Annotated in this window: 24 protein-coding genes, 2 pseudogenes and 1 other annotated feature; of the genes and pseudogenes, 9 read left to right on the top strand and 17 right to left on the bottom strand. The window is 34.0% G+C overall.

Annotation, left to right across the window (positions count from 1 at the left end; all coding sequences use genetic code 11):
• Positions 1–166: 166 nt before the first annotated feature.
• Positions 167–443 (top strand) — a binding site (T-box leader).
• A gap of 59 nt (positions 444–502) precedes the next feature.
• Both metG and RBB48_RS29120 read left to right on the top strand, forming a co-directional pair.
• On the top strand, positions 503–2,155 hold the full coding sequence (metG, locus tag RBB48_RS29115; protein WP_306008616.1) for a methionine--tRNA ligase: 1,653 nt from the start codon (positions 503–505) through the stop codon (positions 2,153–2,155).
• 312 nt (positions 2,156–2,467) lie between these two features.
• Entirely contained in the window at positions 2,468–3,304 is an 837-nt protein-coding gene (locus tag RBB48_RS29120) for an aminoglycoside 6-adenylyltransferase (protein WP_306008617.1), read from the top strand.
• A gap of 419 nt (positions 3,305–3,723) precedes the next feature.
• Here RBB48_RS29120 and RBB48_RS29125 read toward each other — a convergent pair whose 3' ends face one another.
• Complete coding sequence (locus RBB48_RS29125) at positions 3,724–3,915, bottom strand: hypothetical protein (protein ID WP_306008618.1); 192 nt, start codon at positions 3,913–3,915, stop codon at positions 3,724–3,726.
• A 271-nt stretch (positions 3,916–4,186) separates the two neighbouring features.
• The gene (locus RBB48_RS29130) at positions 4,187–4,711 is read right to left on the bottom strand and encodes a tubby C-terminal domain-like protein (RefSeq protein WP_306008619.1); all 525 of its coding nucleotides are present in this window, start codon (positions 4,709–4,711) and stop codon (positions 4,187–4,189) included.
• Positions 4,712–5,131: 420 nt separating this feature from the next.
• On the opposite strand from RBB48_RS29130, the gene RBB48_RS29135 reads away from it, so the two are divergent.
• The 4 genes from RBB48_RS29135 to RBB48_RS29150 all read left to right on the top strand — a co-directional run bounded on the left by RBB48_RS29135 (position 5,132) and on the right by RBB48_RS29150 (position 7,874).
• Positions 5,132–5,461, top strand: coding sequence for a PadR family transcriptional regulator (locus tag RBB48_RS29135; RefSeq protein ID WP_098009161.1), 330 nt, complete (start codon positions 5,132–5,134; stop codon positions 5,459–5,461).
• Between the two features lies 1 nt (position 5,462).
• Entirely contained in the window at positions 5,463–6,221 is a 759-nt protein-coding gene (locus tag RBB48_RS29140; RefSeq protein ID WP_306008620.1) for an NADH dehydrogenase subunit, read from the top strand.
• Positions 6,222–6,855: 634 nt separating this feature from the next.
• Positions 6,856–7,050, top strand: coding sequence for a hypothetical protein (locus RBB48_RS29145; RefSeq protein WP_306008621.1), 195 nt, complete (start codon positions 6,856–6,858; stop codon positions 7,048–7,050).
• Between the two features lie 95 nt (positions 7,051–7,145).
• A complete protein-coding gene (locus tag RBB48_RS29150) occupies positions 7,146–7,874 on the top strand; it encodes a site-2 protease family protein (protein ID WP_306008622.1) in 729 nt (242 codons plus the stop codon).
• A gap of 116 nt (positions 7,875–7,990) precedes the next feature.
• Here RBB48_RS29150 and hfq read toward each other — a convergent pair whose 3' ends face one another.
• The 4 genes from hfq to RBB48_RS29170 all read right to left on the bottom strand — a co-directional run bounded on the left by hfq (position 7,991) and on the right by RBB48_RS29170 (position 9,734).
• Positions 7,991–8,179 (bottom strand): RNA chaperone Hfq, encoded by a 189-nt coding sequence (gene hfq, locus RBB48_RS29155; protein WP_086391224.1) that lies wholly within the window; start codon positions 8,177–8,179, stop codon positions 7,991–7,993.
• Positions 8,180–8,207: 28 nt separating this feature from the next.
• On the bottom strand, positions 8,208–8,543 hold the full coding sequence (locus tag RBB48_RS29160; protein WP_071717419.1) for a transposase: 336 nt from the start codon (positions 8,541–8,543) through the stop codon (positions 8,208–8,210).
• Positions 8,544–8,791: 248 nt separating this feature from the next.
• Positions 8,792–9,070, bottom strand: a complete 279-nt coding sequence (locus RBB48_RS29165) for an AbrB/MazE/SpoVT family DNA-binding domain-containing protein (RefSeq protein ID WP_306008623.1) — start codon at positions 9,068–9,070, stop codon at positions 8,792–8,794.
• 424 nt (positions 9,071–9,494) lie between these two features.
• Positions 9,495–9,734, bottom strand: a complete 240-nt coding sequence (locus tag RBB48_RS29170) for a hypothetical protein (RefSeq protein WP_153218601.1) — start codon at positions 9,732–9,734, stop codon at positions 9,495–9,497.
• Between RBB48_RS29170 and RBB48_RS29175 the strand changes: the two are divergent.
• Both RBB48_RS29175 and RBB48_RS29180 read left to right on the top strand, forming a co-directional pair.
• Positions 9,697–9,922: pseudogene (locus RBB48_RS29175) on the top strand (Tn3 family transposase); the annotation flags it as partial. The gene RBB48_RS29170 and the pseudogene RBB48_RS29175 sit on opposite strands and share 38 nt — an antisense overlap.
• A 303-nt stretch (positions 9,923–10,225) precedes the next feature.
• Positions 10,226–10,993, top strand: a complete 768-nt coding sequence (locus RBB48_RS29180) for a polysaccharide deacetylase family protein (RefSeq protein WP_306008624.1) — start codon at positions 10,226–10,228, stop codon at positions 10,991–10,993.
• 267 nt (positions 10,994–11,260) lie between these two features.
• Here the strand turns inward: RBB48_RS29180 and RBB48_RS29185 are convergent, their stop codons facing one another.
• Entirely contained in the window at positions 11,261–11,710 is a 450-nt protein-coding gene (locus tag RBB48_RS29185; protein WP_000185335.1) for a MarR family winged helix-turn-helix transcriptional regulator, read from the bottom strand.
• Between the two features lie 257 nt (positions 11,711–11,967).
• On the opposite strand from RBB48_RS29185, the gene RBB48_RS29190 reads away from it, so the two are divergent.
• A complete protein-coding gene (locus RBB48_RS29190; RefSeq protein ID WP_016083306.1) occupies positions 11,968–13,242 on the top strand; it encodes an alpha/beta hydrolase in 1,275 nt (424 codons plus the stop codon).
• 762 nt (positions 13,243–14,004) lie between these two features.
• On the opposite strand, the gene RBB48_RS29195 is transcribed toward RBB48_RS29190, so the two are convergent.
• From RBB48_RS29195 to RBB48_RS29240, 10 genes and pseudogenes are all read right to left on the bottom strand, one after another.
• A complete protein-coding gene (locus RBB48_RS29195) occupies positions 14,005–15,618 on the bottom strand; it encodes an S-layer homology domain-containing protein (RefSeq protein WP_306008625.1) in 1,614 nt (537 codons plus the stop codon).
• Between the two features lie 411 nt (positions 15,619–16,029).
• Positions 16,030–16,407: a DUF956 family protein gene (locus RBB48_RS29200; protein WP_003308796.1), complete on the bottom strand. Its 378-nt coding sequence runs from the start codon at positions 16,405–16,407 to the stop codon at positions 16,030–16,032.
• A 198-nt stretch (positions 16,408–16,605) separates the two neighbouring features.
• Positions 16,606–17,517 (bottom strand): PTS system mannose/fructose/sorbose family transporter subunit IID, encoded by a 912-nt coding sequence (locus RBB48_RS29205; RefSeq protein WP_002090267.1) that lies wholly within the window; start codon positions 17,515–17,517, stop codon positions 16,606–16,608.
• A gap of 21 nt (positions 17,518–17,538) precedes the next feature.
• Positions 17,539–18,339: a PTS mannose/fructose/sorbose transporter subunit IIC gene (locus RBB48_RS29210; protein WP_306008626.1), complete on the bottom strand. Its 801-nt coding sequence runs from the start codon at positions 18,337–18,339 to the stop codon at positions 17,539–17,541.
• Between the two features lie 35 nt (positions 18,340–18,374).
• A complete protein-coding gene (locus RBB48_RS29215; protein WP_306008627.1) occupies positions 18,375–19,361 on the bottom strand; it encodes a mannose/fructose/sorbose PTS transporter subunit IIA in 987 nt (328 codons plus the stop codon).
• Between the two features lie 1,211 nt (positions 19,362–20,572).
• The gene (locus RBB48_RS29220) at positions 20,573–21,277 is read right to left on the bottom strand and encodes an MIP/aquaporin family protein (protein WP_306008628.1); all 705 of its coding nucleotides are present in this window, start codon (positions 21,275–21,277) and stop codon (positions 20,573–20,575) included.
• A 17-nt stretch (positions 21,278–21,294) separates the two neighbouring features.
• Positions 21,295–21,546, bottom strand: a complete 252-nt coding sequence (locus RBB48_RS29225) for an HPr family phosphocarrier protein (RefSeq protein WP_306008629.1) — start codon at positions 21,544–21,546, stop codon at positions 21,295–21,297.
• A 371-nt stretch (positions 21,547–21,917) separates the two neighbouring features.
• Positions 21,918–22,571, bottom strand: a complete 654-nt coding sequence (dhaL, locus tag RBB48_RS29230; RefSeq protein WP_306008630.1) for a dihydroxyacetone kinase subunit DhaL — start codon at positions 22,569–22,571, stop codon at positions 21,918–21,920.
• A gap of 11 nt (positions 22,572–22,582) precedes the next feature.
• Positions 22,583–23,581 carry a dihydroxyacetone kinase subunit DhaK gene (gene dhaK / locus RBB48_RS29235; protein ID WP_306008631.1) on the bottom strand — a complete coding sequence of 333 codons (999 nt, stop codon included), beginning with the start codon at positions 23,579–23,581 and terminating at the stop codon, positions 22,583–22,585.
• A 56-nt stretch (positions 23,582–23,637) separates the two neighbouring features.
• A pseudogene (locus RBB48_RS29240) lies at positions 23,638–23,991 on the bottom strand (sigma 54-interacting transcriptional regulator).
• Positions 23,992–24,332: the final 341 nt, after the last annotated feature.

The following is a 24,332-nucleotide window of genomic DNA, read 5'->3' on the forward strand; positions in this document are numbered from 1 at the left end:
AAAAAGGAATCCTTAATAGCTTAAGGATTCTGCTGTGTAGAGATAATAAAGTTGTTTAATTTACAATAAAGTTATTTAAAAAATAATATAGTTGTTTAAAAAACAGGAATGGAAAACAGCCAGCTTGACTTCTAGGGCACTATATAATAAACTATTTTTGATTAGAATAAAGGCTTTGAAGAGAAAAAGTAAAGTGATATTGTTTTTCACCAGAGAGCTTCGGTAGCTGAAAAGAAGCAAAAACATTCATTTGAACAATGGTCTCTGAGCTGCGTACTGAACGTACTTTTGGTATTAGTAGGATACGACGAGTTTTGGCACTCGTTATCAATGTCACAGTATAAGAGTAGCTATATATATACTCCGTACTTGTTGAGGCAAATGGTGTAAACTATTTGCGAATTAAGGTGGTACCGTGTGGGATTTTAAACCTCGCCCTTAACTTATTAAAGTTAAGAGCGAGGTTTTTTTGTTTTTAAATTTATATATGGAGGTTTGATTTATGAGTATTTTTATTGGTGGAGCTTGGGCTTATGCGAATGGCTCACTACATTTAGGTCATATCTCAAGTTTGTTGCCAGGCGATATTCTTGCGAGATATTACCGTTTAAAAGGGGAAAAAGTTTTATATGTATCAGGAAGTGATTGTAATGGAACACCGATTACAGTAAGAGCAAAACAAGAAGGTATTTCTCCTAAAGTAATTGCAGACCGTTATCACAAAGAATTTGAAGATTGTTTTTCAAGATTAGGATTCTCATATGATACCTATACAAGAACCGATACGAAACATCATCATAAGATTGTACAAGAGATATTTTTAGAGTTACTTGAAAAAGGATTGATTTATAAAAAACAAATTGAACAAACCTATTGTGAACATTGTCAACAGTTTTTGCCTGATCGTTATGTTGAAGGAATTTGTCCAATATGTAAAGAGCACTCTCGTGGAGATCAATGTGATAATTGTTCAACCATGTTAGAACCCCTTGAATTACTTGAGAGAAAATGTAAGATTTGTGAGAACGAGCCTACTACAAGATTTACCGAGCATTTTTACTTTGCTTTAAGCTCTTTCCAAACTGTTTTGGAAAACTATACTCAAGTTGCAGAAGATAAGAAACTTTGGAGGGAAAATGCTATTTCTCTTACAAAACGCTACTTAAAAGAAGGTTTGCAGGATAGAGCAGTTTCAAGGGATTTACCTATTGGAGTAAGTGTTCCTGTTGATGGGTATGAAGACAAAAAAATCTATGTTTGGATTGAGGCTGTCTCAGGGTATTATACAGCAAGTAAATTATGGTCGAAGGAAACCAATAATGATGATTTAACATTTTGGAATTCTTCCACTCAAGCTTATTATGTTCACGGAAAAGACAATATACCATTTCACTCCATTATTTGGCCTGGAATTCTTGCTGGTCTTGGCAAAGAACCCTTGCCGACGCACATTGTTTCTAACGAGTATTTGACTTTAGAAAAGAAAAAATTATCAACAAGTAAAAATTGGGCTGTTTGGGTTCCAGACATTTTAGAAAGGTACGAACCAGATTCTATACGATACTTCCTAACAATCAATGCACCAGAAACTCGAGATGCAGATTTTTCTTGGAAAGAATTCATTTATAGCCACAATAGTGAGCTGTTAGGGGCCTATGGTAACTTTGTAAATCGGACATTAAAATTTATTGAGAAGTCTTTCGACGGTGTTATTCCTGAAAAGGACGTAACTTCGGATATTAAGGATAAAGTAAATCATTTGTACAAGGAAGTAGGTCATTGTATTGAAACAGCTTCCTTCAAACAAGGATTAGACAAAGTATTTGAGACTGTTAGATATTCAAATAAATACTTTGATGAACAACAACCTTGGAAACAAATAAAGGATGATACTGAGTCTTGCAAACAGACTCTGGCGGATTGTGTTTATCTTATTGCGAATTTATCTTATATTCTTACCCCGTTTCTTCCTTTTTCTAGTAAAAAGGTTAAGAAAATGATAGATACACCTGAAACTGGGTGGAAAGCATTCAATGTGAAATCTCAGCAATTATCAAATGTGGAGCCATTATTTGAACGAATAGATCCATTGCGAATTGAAGAAGAAGTTAACAGATTAAACAACGAAGCAAATGAAAACCTTTATAAAGATTAGTAAGGATTGCATTTTAAAGGTTGTTGAGCTAAAGTAAAAAAGGAATTAATTTGTGAATAAATGTACTTAAACTAACGGATGCATGAGGTTGAGAGCAAGGCAGCCATTCGACGATCTTTCTTAAGCTAAAAATGCAGCAGGTCTTGATATAATTAAATCAGCTTTTATACATTATTAAGTTTCAAACTTAAAATAATTGGAGGAGTTAGGATGTCAATCATAGAGCATTTTATATAACGTTATATATTACGCATTAGAGGACCACCTAATAGAAATGGGAATTATATAATTAACTATTTAGGAGGAGAAGAAATGCGTTTAGAAAAAGAAATGATGGAATTGATATTACGAGTTGCCGAGAAAGATGAAAGAGTACGAGCCGTTGCTATGAATGGTTCTCGAACAAATTCTAAAGTACCTAAAGATACTTTCAGAGATTATGATATTGTTTATCTTGTATCTGACTTGCAATCGTTTCTACCCAATCATGATTGGGTAAATGTTTTTGGGAAAAGAATAATAATGCAAACACCAGAAGATATGGCAATGTTTCCACCTGAATTGGGTGGGAGATTCACCTATCTAATGTTATTTGAGGATGGTAATAGAATTGATTTAATGCTTATTCCGATTGAGGAAAAAGATATTTATTGTTCTGAAGATGGATTAACAGTAATTTTATTAGATAAAGATGGGAATATGCCTAAGCTTTCTGAACCAACAGATAAAGATTACTGGGTAAAAAAGCCTTCTGCTGAATTTTTTGCTGATTGTTGTAATGAATTTTGGTGGGTTTCAACTTATGTAGCAAAAGGGTTATGGAGACAAGAAATACTTTACGCCTATGATCACTTAAATAATGTAAGAGAAATGTTACTAACAATGCTTGAATGGAAAGTTGGTATAGAAACCAATTTTTCATTGAGTGTAGGCAAAAACAGTAAGTACTTAAAGCGCTACCTTGATAACGACATTTGGGAGAGGTTGATGAAAACATATCCTAATGGAGATTACGAACAAGTTTGGAATTCGTTGTTTGAAACAATTGACTTGTTTGAGCAAGTAGCTATTGAAGTAGCTAGAATTCTCGAATATCAATACCCTTCTGAAGAAGCGAATAAGGTAAAACAATACCTTACTAAAAATTAAACTCAATATTTGTGAAGGTATACGCTTAAACTAACTGGTGCTTTAGTTGAACAAGAATTAAACAACTTTATTATTGATTTTTGCGTACAAACACATTTAAATGGATAGAAATTAAACAACTTTAAAAAACCTTACTACATATTATGTAGTAAGGCTCTTATATTTTTATATCAAAATTAAATAACTTTATTATCACTTTACATCTGCAACAGGAAATAACAAAATATAAACAATTGTAGCTTTGAATTTAAGTTTAATTAAAAAGTGTGCCCAAATCCTCATTTTACAGTAAAAAAATAGAAGCCATTTTGAAAAAAAGATTGATTAAAATAACTTCTATATTTGTGCATATTGTGTCTTTATAAAAAAGTTTGATAATTTTAACAAGTAAATAGTGAAGAACTGCTCCTGTTCTAGTATTATCTACATTTACTACATAAAATTTCGTTTGCCCTCTTAGCTAATACTTTATCTAATTGTCCAACAGGCATATTTTTTTCTTCAGGTAAAACTAAAGAAACTGCAAATTGTTCACCATGTTCGATTATTTTACCACATTGTGAACATACTAAATTTACATCTTTAAAATGATTTTTTAATTTATCTAACATATCATTTATTCCTCCTATTAGATTGTAAAATATATAAAATTTAAATATCATTATATTTATTATACAAGATCAAAAAGAAAAGGTGGAGTTAAATTCCAATTCACACCATCTTTAGCAATAACTATTTTGGGTATCGCCAGCATTTTACAATAAATAAAAAGCACCCATTTTGAAAAAAGATTGATCCTTTTTACTTACGTTGTTCAATAATAGCGCCCTTTAACGGAACAACTGTGATATCACTCAACACTTCTTTATTCCAAAATATTTTCTAATCTCCGACAAAGAAAATGTTTTGGAATAAACAGACAAAAAACTCTGGCTCTTGGATTGGGCAGTTTTCTTGAATTTCTAAATATGTCTTAAACAATTCAGTTGTTTTCATTTTCCATCTTGCTACTTCTTTCCCTTGATAGTAAACTTTCACCCAATCCATGATCTCCTTCTTAACTATGTATTCATTCAAGTTATTTATAATACGAAATTCAGGTGCAACTTTTTGCCATGAAATATAACTTACTTCATACTCTTCATTCGTAAGACAGTTAATAACTTTATACGTAGGCTTTCCGAACCATTTGGTATTCTTTATGCACTGATAAACTATATCTCTATCTTTGGAATAAACGTTGATTTGAGCGTTCCAATCAATATTCCATATATAGGTTGTCATTCTTGTTAATATATTTTTGTAATTTCTTTTAAACCTACATACAACATTTCCATGTTGGTCGATTACATCAACCAACCTAGTGGAATCTTTGATCTTAGGAGGTGAATAGGTGTAATTCTGCATTTGAATACCCCTCATTAAATTTTTTCTAGTATTTTCATATAATTATACGGGAATTTCATGGGATTTTTCACTAGAAATCCAATTTTGTTTGATATCACTACCTCCTAATCTGACTCTTTAACCGAATAACTTATTGCCACTCAACAGTTCCTAAATCTATTTTTCAATTCAGATGTTCTTTTCCTTTAGATAACCATCTAAAGGGATCTAGCATCGCAACATTTTTATAAATGCGGCGATTTTATTTAAAATCTACATCTGTTTTTGTGAATGATAATTTTAAAGGACATTTATATACCTTGTATTACAAGTTATTGTGTGTTATTTTTATATTCATAACACTTGCATTGCAAGTTATTATTGTAATCATTTACCTTGTATTACAAGTTACTAGAAAATATGTATGAAAAGGGGGATGAAATGGCAGACTCAACGCAAATGTTAAAAGGTATTTTAGATGGATGTATTTTAGCCATTATTCAAGAAGGGGAAATATACGGTTACGAATTAACGGAGAAATTGCATAGCTATGGTTTTCATTCGTTTAGTGAAGGAACGATATATCCATTATTATTACGTATGCAAAAAGAAGGATTAGTTACGAGTGTATTAAGGGAATCTACGGCTGGTCCAAAACGAAAATACTACCTGTTATCAGAATTAGGTGAAAAAGAATTGGATAGTTTTAAAGAGCGTTGGATCGATTTAAAACTATCTGTTGAAAATGTGATTAATAAAGGGGGAAAATAGCATGCTATCAACGAAATCTGAACAATTTTTAGTCGAACTTAGAATGTATTTATTGCAACGAGGAAAAAAAGATGAAGATATAAATGGAATCGTGGAAGAATTAGAAGTTCATTTAATAGAAGCTGAAAACAAGGGGAAAAGTGTAGATTCTATTATTGGCAAAAGCCGAAAACAACATATGAAGAATATTGGGAAAGAACTACCTGTAGATAAAGAAGGATTGTTCGTATTAATTCCTGCAGCAATTCTAGTTATTGTCGCTTATATGTGCTTTGCTCCAGCTATTAGAGGACAATTCAAAATTTCACAAAACATTTTGTTATTTGGATCATTACCCTTATTTCTAACCCTTTCTACATTTGCTATTACACTATTTAAAGGGATTCCTAAAGTATATCCATCTACAAAAAGTTCACTATTTCTTGTAATGTTAGCTAATTTTATTGCTACCGGAGTCTGGGTAGGATTCTATTTTTGGATGAATAAACAAATTGATACCGATTATTTTGTGGCAACTACACTACAAAATTATAGTATTGCGGCTGTTTGTATTCTGATTTTCATTATGTTTGCGTTGTATACAAAATCGTGGATTACGATTTTTGTAGCATTTTCAATGTGTATAGGCCCAATCTTAGAAAGGGTAATCCCAAGTGAAATAAATAAAGACCCACTGTATATTACAGTAACAATTATTGGTTGTGTTGTTATAGGTATTTGTTTAGGGTTATATTTCTACAAAAAAAAGAAAAAATCATGAAGCAAGCCATTAAACAGGATGAAGCTTGGGCGATGTACAAAATCCTAATTTGGAATGTATTCATTTAAACGTCTATTATATATCTCTATTTTTCGATAAGCATTAGCATAAAGGAATACATTTTGGTTAATCTTCTTTCAAAATGTATTCCTTTTATTTGTTGTAAAATGCGTGTTTAAGTGATATTTCGGTTAAATTACAATCATGAGTGGCTCCAAAAAGAAGGAATCGTTGCCGTGCCCCTATTTTTTACATAGCAATTGTGGATATAGCTGTTTTTGTTACTTTAAAATAAATTTTAACCAAAAAAGCTCCACAAACCCATATTATATGGGGTACCGCCAGCATTTCGGAAAAACCCCACGCTAAGAGCATGCAAGATTTTATACATTTTTTCGGCTCATTCAGTAACAAAGGAGAACCCTAAAATCGCTCCAGGATAGGAATGTGTAAAAAGATGCATAGAATTATAGGAAAAGAAAAAGGCAAATTTCTTGTGAGAATAAGATCCGCCTTTTTCCTTGCTACCGATAATGAGACGTTATGTTAACTTCACATGTATAGGATATACAAGAAAACTTTTCTTATAAGTGTATTATCTAAATGATACAATTAAGAAAAGGGAGGTGTATGTATGAAGAAGGGCTCTATAAGAAGAATATCCCTGAAGGAATGGACGTTTACTCTAGTGCTGATAGCAATTTTCCTTGATGTTTATATCCAAAAAGCAGGTATGGCACACATTTCTCTGATCAAATTGCTGTTTATTCCGATTATCTTTGTGGTTGCCCATTTCTTAGATAAGAAATGGGCAGAGTATGCAGGCTAGGCATAGAAAGCATTCTGAGGTTAAAAGAGCAATGTAAGGATTTTCCCCTTTCCGTTTAGGAAGGGGATTGCTATGAAAAGGGATGTGACAGTAATTTGAAAATTTTAGTTCTATTGATTGCCACAATTGTACATGAATTAGGTCATGTAATTGGAGCAAAACTTGTGGGGATACGAATAAAAGAAGTTGGGATAGGATTTGGTCCTACCATATTTAAATTCACTCAAAAGAACGTTACTTATAAAGTTTCCTGGATTATATTAGGCGGATATGTAATACCAGAAAAACATGGTGAAGATTTTTATGAATATTCAACAACAAGCAGAGTTATCTTGACTGCATCTGGACTTATTATGAGTATATTTGTATTGCCTCTGTTGTGTATGTTTATCATCCATGTTATGCAAGGCAACCTCTCAAACATATTTATAGATTTGGAAAAAATGTTAAATCCTTTTTATTCACACCCATTACAATATGTATATCATGGGATAGAATCATTTCCAACCCTGACTTATTCAAATAATTTTCTAAGTGGTTTGGCATGCTTAGCAGAAATTAGTTTCTTTCTTGGAATTATAAATGCTATACCCATTCCTCCATTGGATGGAGGCTCACTCCTATTAGAAATTATAGAAAAGGTATACCCAAATGTGCGTATCAATCAAACGAGATGGATTTCAATAGGATACCTCATCATATTTTTATGTATCTCTATGCCTATTTTAATAGTACTTGTTCAGCGTATCAAAGAAACATTTCCTATTTTTATTATAGGGACATTCCTTGTATTCTACATTGTAAAAAGATGGAGAGTTTTATAAGGTAGTGAACTTCCCGTAACGAATTTTATGTAAATAAGCTGTCCATATGGACAGCTTATTGTATTTTTTGCTTAGCGTATATTTTCGTTAAAATGTGGACGGTACGCCAGTATGTATTACATAGCAAGTGTAGAGATTGCTTGTTTGTAGATTAGTTGTTGTTTACCATGAACCATCATTAGGACGGTAAATTTATCTGTTGCAAGGATCTTCCCACGTACTGGAACGCCATTCTTTAAAAATACTGTAACTGCCCCTTTTTTCTCTTTCAATTGTTCATACATATCTTCTTGTAAATTAAACATGAAAATGCGCCCCCTGGTTTGTTTGTATTTACTTTTCTTCTAATACCTGTTGCTTTTCACTGTTGAATATTTGTGATTCCCATTCACTTTCTATTTTTCTAAACCATTTTCCTATTTTGCTTAGATAATATCTTTTTACTTCACCATTAGGAATCCAAATTTCACGTTCCTGTATTTGATTCATCACTTCATGAAGAATCTCATCATGTTCATACTTTCTAGGTTTTCTATAATGTGTTTTTACAAACTGTGTATATTCTCTACGTAACCAATTAGAAATATGTTGTCTTTGTCTTTGCTTGAGATGTGACCATTTTTTATTTGTTTGAAGGATTTTTCCATTTACTTTTATGTGGTTTTTCATCGACACTCATCCCCTTTTACCAGCAAAACGAATATATTACTATCGTATCACATTTAAATCGAAATACTGCTCTAGGTACATATTTCGCAAGAAATCTATCCAAAACAAACAATACAGTCTCCATTTAGCGGATTAATTCAACATAAGACTAATTGTAGACTATTATTGTAGTTTTTTAGTTTTTCTTAATTATTACGGTACGTGAAATTATTGTATTAACCATAAAAAAAGCCCCTTGAAAGGAGCACTTATTTTACAAGGTACTGTTCTATTTCTTTTATTAATAGTTCTGCACCTTCTGTACTTAATGAGATCTTACCCTTTGCTAATGCTAGGTTACGATTTGACACTTCTCCTGTTAATGCACAAACAAGACCAGGCTGATACTTTTGTAAAACAATATCTTCTCCTTCTACAAAAATCTCTAATGGTGATTTCCCTTTAATATCAAGCGTATTTCTAAGTTCCTTTGGAATTACTATACGCCCTAATTCATCCACTTTTCTTGTTACTCCGGTTGCTTTCATCTAGCATATTTCCCCATTTCATTATCAATTTATACCCAAGTTATTCTTTACTATTGTAACAGGCTTTCGCCATACACGAGAAACATAATGATCCAAAAACTGACGATCATAACAAGAAATTCTTTAAACCTTTGCTGAAAGGAAATACGACCTTCTTCCATTCTACACGCCCCTTTTCTCTACATGTTTTTATATGTTAAAATAAAGAGGAAAGAAATATGCCAATTTCTTTCCTCGATGGTCACTCATGACTTTGCTCTTTGTTTGCTTTTGCAAATGAAGAGCTTTTATTTTGCATACTTATACTTACTTTCTAACATCGCATAACGTAATAACTTTATTTCTTTTTTCAATGCTTTCCATTCCGATACAGCAATCTTCATTCTTTATTCCTCCATTAATTAAATTTTTTATTTAAATAGACTTATAAGTTCCAGTTATATATTTTTCTAATTTGTTTATCACTAAATCCTTTATGAATAGCGAAGATTTCTGGAAAATCAGAGATACACAAATCAATAATTGTATTGTCGGTTGTTCTTATATAGTAATATTGAACAGCCCCTTCATAATTCGAATATAAATAGTACTTATGAATCTTATAATTTAATCCATTTTTCTCTAATAAAAGAGCTAGTGCATTAAATATTATTATTAATGCCATTAGTATATGGAATACGGTATATTTAACCAAGGCGATAGAATATAAAAAAAGAGAACGGTGTCTTGCATGAGGAACTGTTACATCATATTTCACCGCTTAGCTGGGAACATATCAACTTCCTTGGTGAATATAAATTCAAATTTAAGCAATCAACTACATTAGAAACATTACGACCACTCCGAAAATAAAACACAAAAGCCGAAATTCCTTAACGTGGGAAAATCGGCTTTTCAACTTCCAAAAAGTGTCTTAGCGTGGGTTTTATGTCATTTGGTTGGCGGGACCCCAATATGAGAAGTGTGCCATTAAAGGAGGGTGTGTAAGATGAATAGCACCAATCTAAAATTGAACCCTGAACTGAGGAGAACATGGTAGTTCTAACCTTCAACCCTTGTCACTTTCCTCATTCCACTTTTTTAATTTCTTATTAAATAATTTGAGAATAACTCCATAAACTAAACTTACTTGTATCCCATAGGAGTGTATTATTCTTGAAAAAAAATTGGATAGTCCTCATTCTTTTAATCATTTCTTTTTGTTCCACAGAAATACCCATATATGCTTTTACAGATAGTCGTAAAGCGTATGAAAAAACAGGGAAGGTAATTTGGGAAGTAAACGCAAAGGAAAAAACAGTTGCGATAACATTTGATGATGGGCCTCATCCTGTTTTCACCCCACAAATACTTGATATTTTGGCTAAATACAATGCGAAAGCAACTTTTTTCGTAGCAGGTAATAAAGCTACAAGGTTTCCTGCTATTTTAAAAAGGCAAGTAAACGAAGGGCACGAAATTGCTAATCATACTTATAATCATATTTATGATAAAAATATTACCGTCGCTAAATTAACTGCAGAATTAGATCAAACGGATAAAATTATCAAGCAAATCACTGGTTATAAGCCAACTCTTTATCGTCCAGTTGGAGGTCTTCATAATGATTTAATTATTAATACAGCTATGCAGAATGGGAAACTTGTTATTCTATGGTCATGGCATCAGGATCCTCAGGATTGGAGAAATCCAGCAGCTAACAAAATTTCTAGATATATAACAAAAGGTGTTAAACCCGGCAATATTATTCTACTCCACGATTGGAATGGGAGTGAATTTTCTCAGACCTCTCAGACAGTTGAAGCTTTAGAAAGCATTATGAGATATTTATACAGAAACGATTATGAATGTGTAACAGTATCTGAAATGCTCTATCGTTCCATAAAAATAATTCCCTCCACCTTTGATCCTTTTTATCAGTGAATCTAGGCTTATTTACGGAAATTCATGAGATTTTTCTAGAGGATAATATTTTTAATAACTTTACATACTAGAGATTATAATGAAAAAGGAGAGACGATTTGTCTCTCCTTTTCTCCATGTATATTTAAAGTAAGCGATTAACTCCACCGCCAAGTTGTTATTCAGCCATTCCCAAAACGCAAATTTTTTGCATTTTGGGGTAACTAGTTCTTTTAGCATAATAGCGATGTGTTAGTTCTAAAAACTCAAGAAAGCTTTAGAATACTCTTATAGTTGGTCAAGTACATGAACTAGACATCTAATTATTTCAGAGGATTTCTCGATTTGCTCTGCATCAAAATCTGAAAGGTTCGCATTAAGAATATGTTTTAGTTTTTTCTCTCTTTCTAAGTGACAATTTAAACCACTAGGCGTAAGTTGGACATTGACAACTCTCCGGTCGTTATTTGAACGAACACGCTCAACGTAACCAGCCTGTTGTAATCCATTGATTAATTGAGTAATACCAGCGGCGGTAGTTTCTGCTCGATCAGCTAATTCTTTGACTGACAATTCGCCTTCTTCAGCTAATACTTTAAGGGTTCGAGCATGGACCATTGAAACTGCCCCTAATGTACGAGTAGCTCGCCCTCTTAAACGTCCATCGGCTGCAGTCAAACTATATATAGCCTGACTAAGTTCGTCTATCGCAGTTAACTTATTTGAAGAATTTGTCATAACATCACCATTTTCTCATTAACTAAGTACTTAATTATACGAAATTAACATTAACATATGAAAAAGAGTAGAGTCAAATTAAGTAGAAACTGACTATTCATTTTCCAAGCAATATTATATATGCTCACCTTAAGTCATCAATAAAATAATAAAATGACTTGGTTTGTAGTCTTGACAAAAGTACATATTATACTTCATTATTTTAATTAAGCACTTAATAGTTAAGTACTTAATTAAAATTGTAAAGGATGATTATTATGACTCAACGTTCACAATCTCAAGGATGGGCTTTAGATATAGCCCTTGCACTTGGTGGGTTTGATGCTTTGCATCCTGAAGCAAAGGCAACTATGGAACAGTTAGGACACGACCACACTGATTTTGATAAAGTTTTTTCTCAAGTAAAGAGTGGAGCAATGATACCAAAAGCATGGGCTACGGTTGCTTCTCAGGCTCAAGAACGCGCAAAACATTATGAACAAAAAGGATTCACTGTTACTGCTCGTGATCTATATCAGCGAGCTGCTGTTATGTGGGGACGTGCACAATACTCATATTTTAATGATGATCCACGAAAATTGGCATTTCGAGAACGTTGTAACGAATGTGTGGCAGCTATTTCATCACTTGGAGGAGGAACAGTACAACGTATAGTACTAGAATTTGAAGGCAAACAGATATATGCACTACTTCATTTGCCCTCAGGTGAAGTTCATAATGCACCAGCAGTAATATTAGGTCCAGGTATGGATATGATTAAGGAAGACTATATACAGATTGCGCAACGTTATTATACGTCTCGTGGTATCGTAGCTCTATCAATTGAAGGACCGGGTCAAGGTGAATCTGTATCTGAAGGTCTAAAAGTTGATTTGACTAATTACGAACGCGCCGTTAGTTGTTATATCGATTTTCTATTAAAACGGCCTGAGGTTGATCCAAAGCGGATTGGATTTTTTGGTATCAGTATGAGTGGGTATTGGGGGATGCGAGCTGCTGCGAGTGATAATCGTATAAACGCTATAGCGACGTTTGAAGGTGTATATGGTGAATTTGATACCATCTTTAACAGAGCGCAGCCGAGTTTCAAAGCAAATTTTATGTACATGTCTGGTTACACTGATGAAGTTGCTTTTGAAAACGAATTGAGTAGCCAGATGAATTTGTGGAAATTGGCGCCAAAGATTACTTGCCCAGTCTTCATGGGAATAGGAGAATTTGATGAACTTACCCGTTTGGAAGAAGCATTAAGTCTTTATGAGTTTGTAGAAGCACCAAAGGAGATACGCGTCTATGAGAATGAATTTCACCCACTTGGTGGAGTAGCTGCAGAAATTTTTCGTTTTGGTGCAGAGTGGGTGGAACTTGCACTTGAAGGAAACTTTAAAGCTAACCATGATGAGCGTTATTACATGCATCGTGATGGTGGTGTTACTGAAGGGACTGCTTTTCCAACTTATTGGCTTGGTGCCCAGCCGGCGGAAATTAAAGGACGAAAAAAGTGTAATACATTAAACGCTTGTAATAATTAATAAATTTATACTGATTAAAAAAGAAAACAACAAAAATAGTATGTAGCTTTTATTTACACTATTTTTGTTGTTTTCTTCAAAATTTAGACTCCTCATAATTATGGTCATTGGCGAGGATATTCAAAGTGCGGAAGACTTCGAATTGACGAAAAACATGGAAGAAAGTGCAGGAAATGTTAAGGGATTTATAAAGTAGGGGCTACATACTATGTTTTTTCTTGATCACAACTAGCATACATATATTCTCTAGGAATTAAGTCCAGAATTGTGGAGACAGACAATGACAAATCTACGATCTGAGGAACATGACTTTCATAAAATGCTAGGTATCATTGGATGGGATTGCAAGACAAATCAAAGTTCCTATTTTTGAATTTTTAAGCTGATGGATGTGGCGAACCCCACATCCATCAGCTTAAAAATTTTATAACGCTCTCAAAACGAGTAAATTGTACACTTTTACCTGGAGATATCAATTTTCTCGTTTTGGGGTATTTGCTTTTCTTAGCTTGATAGCGATGTGATGATACCCCACTTCCATCAAGCTAAGAAAAAACTGTGTTCCAATAGGAAAATTAAAGAAAAGAATCTCATTGATTTACCGATGCCAGTATCATAATGAATCCCTCCTTCTCCTCTTTTTATCAGTATTGTTAGGTAAAGGGGGCCAGGCACAAAACAGGTTGTGGAGAAAGTCTTCTTCACAACCTGAAAGTAAATTATATATCCAAATATGACCTGTTCTTTTAACTATTAAGTCTTTTATAATCTGTTATAGTCGATATAACTAGAGTCATAATAAATCCACTGCCCTGTTCCAATTCTTAGCCAGCCGTTCTTTTCTTCATATACTGTAACTTTTTCGCCTTTACTTGTCTTTCTAACAATAGAATAGTTTGTACCTGATCCGCTTCGAACATTTACCCCGATACCATTAATTTGAGCCGTTCCAATTACCTTTTCAACACTACCATTTTCAATTACTTGTAGCATATTTAGAATGAATGTTGCTGTTTCACCACGAGTTGTTGTTCCTTTAGGATCGTATTGATTGTCACCCTTACCTCTTACAATACCTAGTCCATACAGTCTTTGTACGTCTTCTTTATAAATAATTTGGTCTTTGTCTGAGAATGGTAGGTTTACAATTGGTCCCCATATACCTTTATACTGTAAAGCCTTGTTTACAATAATTGCTGATTCTTCTCTTGTAATAGGTGTGTTTGGGTCAAAATAACCATCACCTCTACCTAGAATAATACCTGCACTTGCAGCACGTTTAATACCATCTCGTAAAGTTGAGTTTGCATCATTTAGGTCTTTAAATGAAGCATCTCCAGCTGGCAGGTTTAGAGATTTAGAGATTAATTGAGCAAATTCGGCTCTTGTTATCGCTCTATTGGGTGCGAAAACTCCGTTTCCTTCCCCTATCATAATACCCCTTCTATTTAACTCTCGAATAGCTTCTTCATACCAACCTCCTGTAATGTCATCTTTTGGTTGATAAAGATTATTATAATACCCCTCAACGCCATTTACGAATACATCCCATTGCCCATTATTAATCATGTTAGCAGGGCAGATTTTACCGCTCCATTTTTGGTGTTTTACAATGTTATTTAACGGTACACCAGTTTCTTTTATTAAATAAGCTACAAGTTTCTTAGCGTTATCTACCGCTTTACTGTAGTTTCCGTCACTGTTAACTGCGATTTCAATTGCAATAGATTCTCTATTACCTGGACCATCACCGTCTCCTGCGTGCCATCCGTTCTCGTTTAATGGTAGATGTTGATAAATCTCTTTATCGTCTACTGTAAAATGCCACGATGCAGCTCGGTCTGTGTTCCCAACTGCTTGGTTATATAGGTATTGAGCGTGGTTTCTAGCACCTGCTCCTACACTTGTATTATCAGTCTCATGGATTGTAATATACTTTGGACTCATGTAGTTTTGAGGACGAATATTATCGTTACCTGCTGGAACAATCCATTCAGTGAATGGAACACCATTTATTGTACTAGAAGTGCTAGGTGATATGGGAGACAGACTACGTTTTGTTCTGTTTGAATTGTTAGGAACAGTTAATGTACCTGTTTCTTCATGAATACCTTCTGAACGTTGAATACTGTCTGCTTTCTTATTGTCGACAGTACCTTCACCACGTCCGTCTACCTCTTCAAAACTAGCTTCAATACTTTTTAAAGCCTGTTCATCTGTTGTTTGAAGTTGGTCTGTGTTATCTTGCACTTGAAGGCTTGTAGATTGCTTATTGTTTACTAATTGTTGTTCCTCTGCAAACGATACTAATGGTGAAGATAATACCGTTAATCCTGCCGTGAATGCTACTACTTTTTTATTAAATTTAATATTCATTTTGAATTTGGTATATCTCACTACTTTAATAGATATACCTTCCTCCTTGTACTTCTTTTAGTCTAAATAATAGTGTGAATAATAGTTTAAATAATCATAGCCTGACCCTCAAAGATAATGGATTAATTTTCCACTTCATATGATAAACCGAAATCTTTAAGTCCTACTAGATATATTAGTATTTCAGAATTATAACACAGCACGATTGCAAAAATATAATTAAATAACATAAATAACCTTTAGTGTATAAAACGGTTCTGGTGCAAAAATCCCAAGGCTCTTACAACTAATATCTTAATCTTGAACATACTGATAGTATGACTCTAAAAAGGAGCATAATCAGTTAATCTATTTTTACACCAAAACCATGTTAGCTCCTATATAAAAAATACACCCCTTCTTTTCATTTTATTATTTCTTTTTACCTAGCGATTTAAGACCACGTTTAATAACATCATAGAAACTTAGAGATTGTGCCATATGACCTGGATCTACATATTCTCGTATAGCCCGAAGAACTTTCTTAGGTTCCTTAGAAGAAAAGGTGAAGATTCCATTTCTCTTGGTTTCAATAGCATAACGTGGAATCCATTTCCCCTTAAACATCACAGAGGCTATAACGTAATCTACTTCCTCCCACGGAATTTGAATAAATTTGCGCGTATCACGAGAATTATAGAATTCAAACCCTTTATCACCAATCATAATTTTCCCATAGTCTGTAAGTCCCGTAAAAGCGGTGGCATCTATTACTAAATCTACCTTTGTATTAATTGATTGAACCATCATATCCGCTCCATTTCATTTATCCTATTTATAATTCGTTACTTCAAACCATTAAGTCAATACAAAAAGTGGCTGAAACGATAATCTCCAGCCACCTTTTGTATGCGAACTATTATCGATTTACAGGCTACTAAACTACACTTTAATCTTAACAATTCCCATATAATAAATCATAAGAATTGAAAACTTCAGCAACTTAAATTATAAAAGTCCGATTACGTGACCAACTACCCCAACTACGAATAATGAAAGAATAATAACAATTGGGCTGACTTTTTTCTTAAGCAACCACATACAGAAGAATGTCAGAAGCAATGCAGCCAAACCAGGGATTAATTGATCTAAGTTATCTTGCAAGGTAGTCACTTTCGTAGGTGACAGTGCCATTCCTGAGTTTACTTGTTCAAAAGATTGACGAATCCCTTCACCATTTCCAGGAAGTTTGTCCCACTCAATATACGCACCTTTATCTAACTGAACTTCAGATACAACTGGCTTGAATTTAATCGATACCCACCGTTCCACTAAGGCTGCAAGTACAAACATGCCAAGGATTGATGCACCTTTTGTAATATCTTGTAATAATCCACCTGAAAGGTCATCAGTAATTTTAGAACCGGCTTTATAACCAAATTCTTGTGTATACCACATAAATCCCCAACGAATCAGATTCCAAGCTAAGAAGAAAAGGATTGGCCCAAGGATATTCCCCCCCATTGCTAATGATGCCCCTAAAGCACCTAACATCGGACGTAAAGTAAACCAAAATACCGGATCACCAACACCGGCTAAAGGACCCATCATCCCAACTTTAACCCCTTGAATTGCCACATCATCAACTTCTGCACCATTAGCCCGTTCTTCTTCAAGTGCTAATGTAACTCCTAGAATTGGTGAAGCAATATAAGGATGTGTATTGAAGAATTCCAAGTGACGTTTTAATGCTGCTTTTCGATCTTCTTTTGATTTATATAACTTTTTAATCGCTGGAATCATCGAAAAGGCCCAGCCACCATTCTGCATACGTTCGTAGTTCCAAGAACCCTGAATAAATGTAGATCGCCATGCAACGGCTAAACGATCTCTTTTTGTTAATTGAATTTTTTCTGCCATTTGTCTTCTCCTCCTCCTGAATTAATAATCGTTTAAGATATCGTCAAGCGGGTCACCAGAGTTACCTCCACCACCATTTGAAGAACCACCCATTTTAGAAAGACTCAAATAAATAAGAGCTAAAGCCACACCCAATGCACCAAGAGCAATAAGTGTTAATTGAGAAATCGCAGCTATTACGAAACCAATAATGAAGAATGGCCATACTTCTTTTGTTGCCATCATATTAATAACTAATGCATAACCAACAGCAACAACCATTCCGCCACCAATAGCCATTCCATCAGTTAACCATGCAGGCATTGATTCCAAAAATCCTTGAACGCTTTGTGCAGGGATAAATAAAAGTGCTCCGGCAGGAATCGCAATTCGGATACCTTGTAAACACACCGCAGCGATGTGTAACACTTCAATTCTTTTTATATTTCCTTCTTCAGCTGCCGTATCCATCATGTGTACAATAGGAACAGCAAGTGTACGAACAATCATTGTTAAGAAAAGTCCTGCTACTGCAAGTGGTACCGCTACTGCAATTGCTGATGCAACACCGCTAACACCTTGTCCGCCTAATACTAAAATGATCGCTGATGCAACTGATGCCAATGCAGCATCTGGCGCTACGGCTGCTCCAATATTTGCCCATCCAAGTGCAATCATTTGAAGTGTACCGCCAAGAACTATACCAGCCTCCAGGTTCCCTGTTACTAAACCGATTAGTGTACATGCCACTAGTGGTTGATGGAATTGAAATTCATCTAATATTCCTTCCATACCGGCTAGAAATGCAATTAGTATCACTAAAATTATTTCTATAGTAGACATTATGATCCCCCATTTCATTTAAATTTGCTATGTAACTACGATAATTCAACCTTCGCTTTTTTTAGAATATCATCCATGTTTGCACGAGAATCATTAGGTACTTTACGTACATCAAAATGAATGCCTTTTGCTTTCATTTTCTCGAAAGCCTCAACATCTTCTCTTCCCATAGAAAGAACCTTATTTACAACAACCTTTCCAGTTGAATGAGCCATAGAACCAACGTTAACTTCTTTAATATCCACACCACCCTCTATAACTCTCAGGACATCTAGTGGGTTTTCAAATAATACCAGTGCATTAGTATTACCAAAACGGGGATCTTTTTCAACTTCAATCATTTTACTGATTGGAATAACGTTGGCCTTAACCCCCGGGGGTGCCGCCTGTTCGATTAATTTTTTACGAAGATCGTCTTTAGACACTGCATCTGAAACTACGATAATACGATTTGGTTGTGTAGACTTTGTCCATGCAGTCGCTACCTGACCATGCAATAAACGAGAATCCACACGGACTAAAACAAACTTGATTTTTCCATCACCAACTACTGTACCGGGAGCAAGTTTTCCTTTTGCTTTTCCATCTTTAGCAACTGCGATATCAGTATTTTCTTTGGGTTCCAGCTCTTCAGGTTTAATTCTGACCCCTTCCTTCGCTGTTTTAACGATTTGTACTGCGATTTCTTGAGCAGACGTAATTGATAAACGGGATACATAAGCTTCAATCACCATTGGTAAGTTCAAACCAGCAACGATTGCCCAATTGTCTTTGTGTTCTTCATACAAGCCATTAGCTTGATTGAATGGAGTACCGCCCCATAGATCGACTAAAAATAATACCTCATCTTGATTATCAAAAGATACAATTGCTGCTTCCATTTTTGCTCTCAAATCGTCTGGCCCTTCGTTTGGCATTAAGGTAACAGCCTTAACGTTCTCTTGCTCTCCAAAAATCATTGCGCCAGATTGTAAAATGCCTTCAGCAAATTGGCCATGGCTTGCTAGGATAATCCCTACCATCTCTCTACCTCCTAAATATTTCATCCTAATTTTTTCTGAATTGACGCAACCAACACAACTTTTCTTCTTCATTTCATCAATCTTTAACTATTAAAAACCAACAAAAACCAAATTTTTCTATCCTTGAGAAAACCACCTCCTAAGCTATTTAAATCTCACTTCTTTTATAAAATTTTGTTTACTACTAAAAATGAGTTTGTGAATCTCCAATTCATCATTTTTCAAATCATTACTTAAAACACATAATTTCTTAGGTAAAAGGTTCATAATCTTATAAAATAACCCACTATAAGAAAACGCTTTCAAAATATAGAAAGAACATACCGTTGAAAATCGTGATTTCAAATACACTTACTCTAAACCTAACCAGCTATAAATAGACTGAGTTGCGTCAAACCAAAATAGGAGTAAAACTCCACTTGCGAATTGCCTCATTGATAAGGAAAGCGTTTATCTCGAAAAACATGATTATCAATGCAAACGAACATGACAGAAATCAATTTAAAGTTCTTTCGAATGATAAAAATACCATGTAAGTTTTTAATTACGCATATGTTACTCACCAAAAGTTCAATTTAATGACAGACTATACATTTTTATCCTTTTCCCAACTAAAGAAAAGCACTGTTATTCGTATAATGAAATCGATTCCACTTACTAAAAACATTGCCGTTCTATCTGATAAGATGATTTATCTCGTCTGCATACAAAATAACAAACAAAGAAACAATAACCCCTCTTACGAGTCAGCAGTTTGCTAAAGATAGCTATCTAGAAAACAGTTTATAGTTGAAGACAGAAATTTGATAAAAGAGTTGATTCGTCGCAAAAGAATATTTGGCATTGGTATTTTTGATCTTGGTTAGATTGGATATTTGCTCAACTTTAAAGAGAGTATGTATCAAATAATAATAATATTTGTAAAAAAACACATGAATATAACAATATAAAAGCAGCTCGTTTATCAGTTCTCAAAAGAATAAAACCACTATCATCCTCTACAACGATTATATATTCATTATATCCATTGTGAATTTTTTCACAATGGATATAATTTGAACATTTTATGAATAAAACAATTCCACATTATAAGAAATATATAGTGATTTTTTAGCATACATTTTTTACTTAAAAACCCCTTCGCATTATATGATCGATAGTAAACGTGGTTAACTAATTACTTTCTAATTGAATTTTAATATATTAAGTGCTTAATATATCAATTGAAAACCTATAGCTCCTATGATTCCTCCTATAGTACTACCAATTAAGGGAATCCACGCGTATCCCCAATCCGAAGAGCCTTTATTACATATTGGTAAGATTTGATGTGCTAGTCTTGGGGCAAAATCTCGAGCTGGATTTAAAGCAAATCCAGTTGTTCCACCAAGAGATAAACCTATAGATACTATTAACGCGCCTATTATTATTGGAAGTAGTCCATCTGTAACTTTATTATGACCCATAGCTAAAATTGAAAATACAAATACCGCAGTGCCAATAATTTCACTTAACAAATTAGACGGCCAACTTTTTATTGCAGGGCTTGTAGAAAACACCGACAATATAATTTCTTGATTTTTAGTTTCTTTCCAATGCGGAAAATACTGGAGCCAGACAAATATTGAACCTAAAAAAGCCCCAATCAACTGTGCACCAATATAGGAAGGAACTTCATTCCAAGGAAATACCCCTATACAAGCAAAAGCAATTGTAACTGCAGGATTCAAATGTGCACCACTTATGTTATCTACTATATATATAGCGAATGTAACTGCTAATCCCCAGCCAAGAGTAATTGCAACCCATCCGGAATTTTGTGCTTTGGATTTTTTCAGCAAAGTACCTGCTACAACGCCGTTCCCTAATAAAATAAGAACCAAGGTTCCAATTAATTCCCCCATAAATGGAGACATATTTATGACCCCCTTTGTTATTTCAAAAACCATTGTATAAACACAAGGGCATCATCGGCATCTTCCCCATCAAGAATTACATGTATTTCTGCTCCTCTTTTTACTGCTAAATCGATTAATTGAAGGGTATTCTTTGCATTAACTTTTTTATCTTTAAATATAAACTGAACCGAACAATCATAATCCCTTAAGCCATCTACAATTTCACTTGCTGATTTTGCATAAATTCCATCCTTACGAGTTACAATTAATTTTCTTTCGATTCTCATAAGATTAGCTCCTTTTATATTTTTATAATAGTTTTCGCTTCAAGTACAGCCTTAAATCTTATATATTTCTTCTAATGTTTTGCCAATCCCTAATTCAACAACTGCTACGTAGGACCCTCTATTGATGGTGAATCTGCTATTTTGATTTAATCACTCTTAATTAGAGCGCCTCCCAAATTTAGGAATACAATTACAACTCTCTCATTTTAAATAGCCTCTTAAATTTATCTGACGCTTCTACCTACTTCATCGTTATCTACTCCTCCTGCAGAAGCTATTAAAACACTGGAACTTAATTGGGCCAGTAAAGCTTTTAAATCTCTTAACTAGTAGATAACCATGAGAAACTAAAGCTATTCCTGCATTACTCATCACAATTGCTCCCTAAGTTCATTAACAATATCTTTTTCACCTATAAGAGATAAACATAGAGTTTCAAAGATAATAAAAGATGAGACTGCTCCTGGATCTAAATGACCAATAGACCTTTCTCCTAGAAAAGAAGCACGTCCTTTTTTAGCTAATAATGGCTTAGTTTTTTCCATTTGTTCTCTTGCAAAAATGATAAGACCAATAGGTTTTATTTTTTCTCCATTTCTTTGGATATACTTCAAAACAGGATCCCAAACATCAAGCATTGTTTTATCTCCTATCTGAGTTTTTCCTCTTAGACAGATGCCATTTACAGATTCTTGAAAAGCAAGCCCTAATTCATTGATTGTAATTTTATTTTTCCCTTTTAAAACACTACCAGCTCTTAAAAATGCTGTTCCATATAAAGGCCCTGATGCACCTCCAACCTTTGAAATAAGTATCATTCCAATATCATGAAATACATTTCCAATATCATCATAAGCTGTATATAATATCTTTTTTTCAACCTCTTTAAACCCTCTATTCATATTAATACCATGATCTCCATCACCTATGAATTGATCAAGTTGCGTTAGGTTTTTTTTTTGATACTCAAGTTGTTTTGCAGTGAGTTGCATCCAATTGATGATATGTCTTGGTGTAATATACATGTTGGCCCCTCCTATTGTACACGCCAGTTAGTCGTATTTGCTGGATTATTAAGCAAAGCAGTTAATTGTTCATCTAGTTTTAATAAAGTAATAGAAAAACCAGCCATATCAATCGCTGTCATGTATTCCCCAACATATGTTTTACAGATATCGATACCAATTTTGTTTAATATTGTGTTAATCGTTTTATTTAAAATATATAATTCCATTAACGGCGTTCCACCTAAGCCGTTTACCATTACTGCAACTTTGTCACCAATTTTCAAATGCATATCACTTAAAATACGCTCTAAAAGGAGTTCAGCCATTTCATTAGCTGCTATCATACTAATACGATGAGTTCCAGGTTCACCGTGGATACCTATACCAACCTCTACTTCATTTTCACCGATTTTATAACCAACTGTACCAGCTCCAGGTATAGTACACGTTTTTAATGCCATGCCCATACTACGTATATTAGCAATTACTTTATTTGCAACATCTTCAACTTCTTTAAGCGATGCCCCTTTCTCAGCCATTGCTCCAGCTATTTTATGTACAAAGATTGTTCCAGAAATTCCTCTTCTTCTCATAGTGTATGAACTATTATCAATAGCAATATCATCATTAACAATGACTGTAGCAATCGGGATTCCTTGTGCTTCAGCCATTTCAGCAGCCATTTCAAAATTCATTATGTCTCCTGAGTAGTTTTTTACAATTAACAAAACCCCACTTCCAGTATCCACTTTTTGAATCGCTTTCAAAATCTGGTCTGGTGTAGGAGAAGTAAAAATCTCGCCCATCACAGCAGCATCAAGCATTCCTTTACCAACAAATCCTATATGCGCTGGTTCATGACCACTCCCGCCTCCGCTTACAATTGCCACTTTTCCTTGAAACGGACTATTAGCTCGAATAATTATATTTGTTTCAGGCATATTTTGTAGTTTATCGGAATGTGCAAACAACATTCCATCAATCATGTCTCTAACTACTTTTTCCGGATTATTAATAAATTTTTTCATGGCATCTATTCCTTTCCATTAGTCGCCGCTGGACCCTAACATTTAATTTTATAGTTTTACCTCCTCCAATTCCCTTTTATTACGAAAACTTGTAATGATTTCACTTGGACATCTAGCTTTAAGTCTCCAATTTCATCTAAAAGCATTGTTCCATTGTTTGCTTGTTCAAATTTCCCTTTCCTCATGTGAAGTGCTCCAGTGAATACTCCTTTTTCATGCCCAAATAGCTCACTTTCAATTAAATTAGGGGAGATAGCCGCTCAATTTACTAAAATAAACGACTTATCTTTTCTAAAACTAGCTTTATGGATACCTTTAGCTATAAGTTCTTTTTCTGTTCCACTCTCTCCCGTAATAAGGATCGTAGAATCTGATTCTGCCACTTTATTCGCAACAAAGAGCGTTTTCATTAAAGTGTCACTATAACTAATACTGTCTGGAAAAGAGTTGTTTAGTTTTTTATATTTCGACAATTTACTTTCTAAATACCTTATTCTTTTCTTTTCAACAGTCAATTGGTCTAATAATGATTGTTTTTCATAAATAGATTCATCATTAAAAGTATTCCGCTCAAATTTGCTATAAGTGTAGCTGCGACTCGAGCATGTGGACCATTTTTAGTATAAATATTAATTTCAATCCTTTGCATCATAAGAACCTATTCCATAATAATACATGCATAAAAATACATAAAATTCAACCAGTGAATTATATGTATTTTTATTTTCATTATTAAAACTCTAACTATTAT

It is taken from the genome of Bacillus sp. MMSF_3353, assembly GCF_030733445.1.
Lineage (GTDB): Bacteria > Bacillota > Bacilli > Bacillales > Bacillaceae_G > Bacillus_A > Bacillus_A wiedmannii.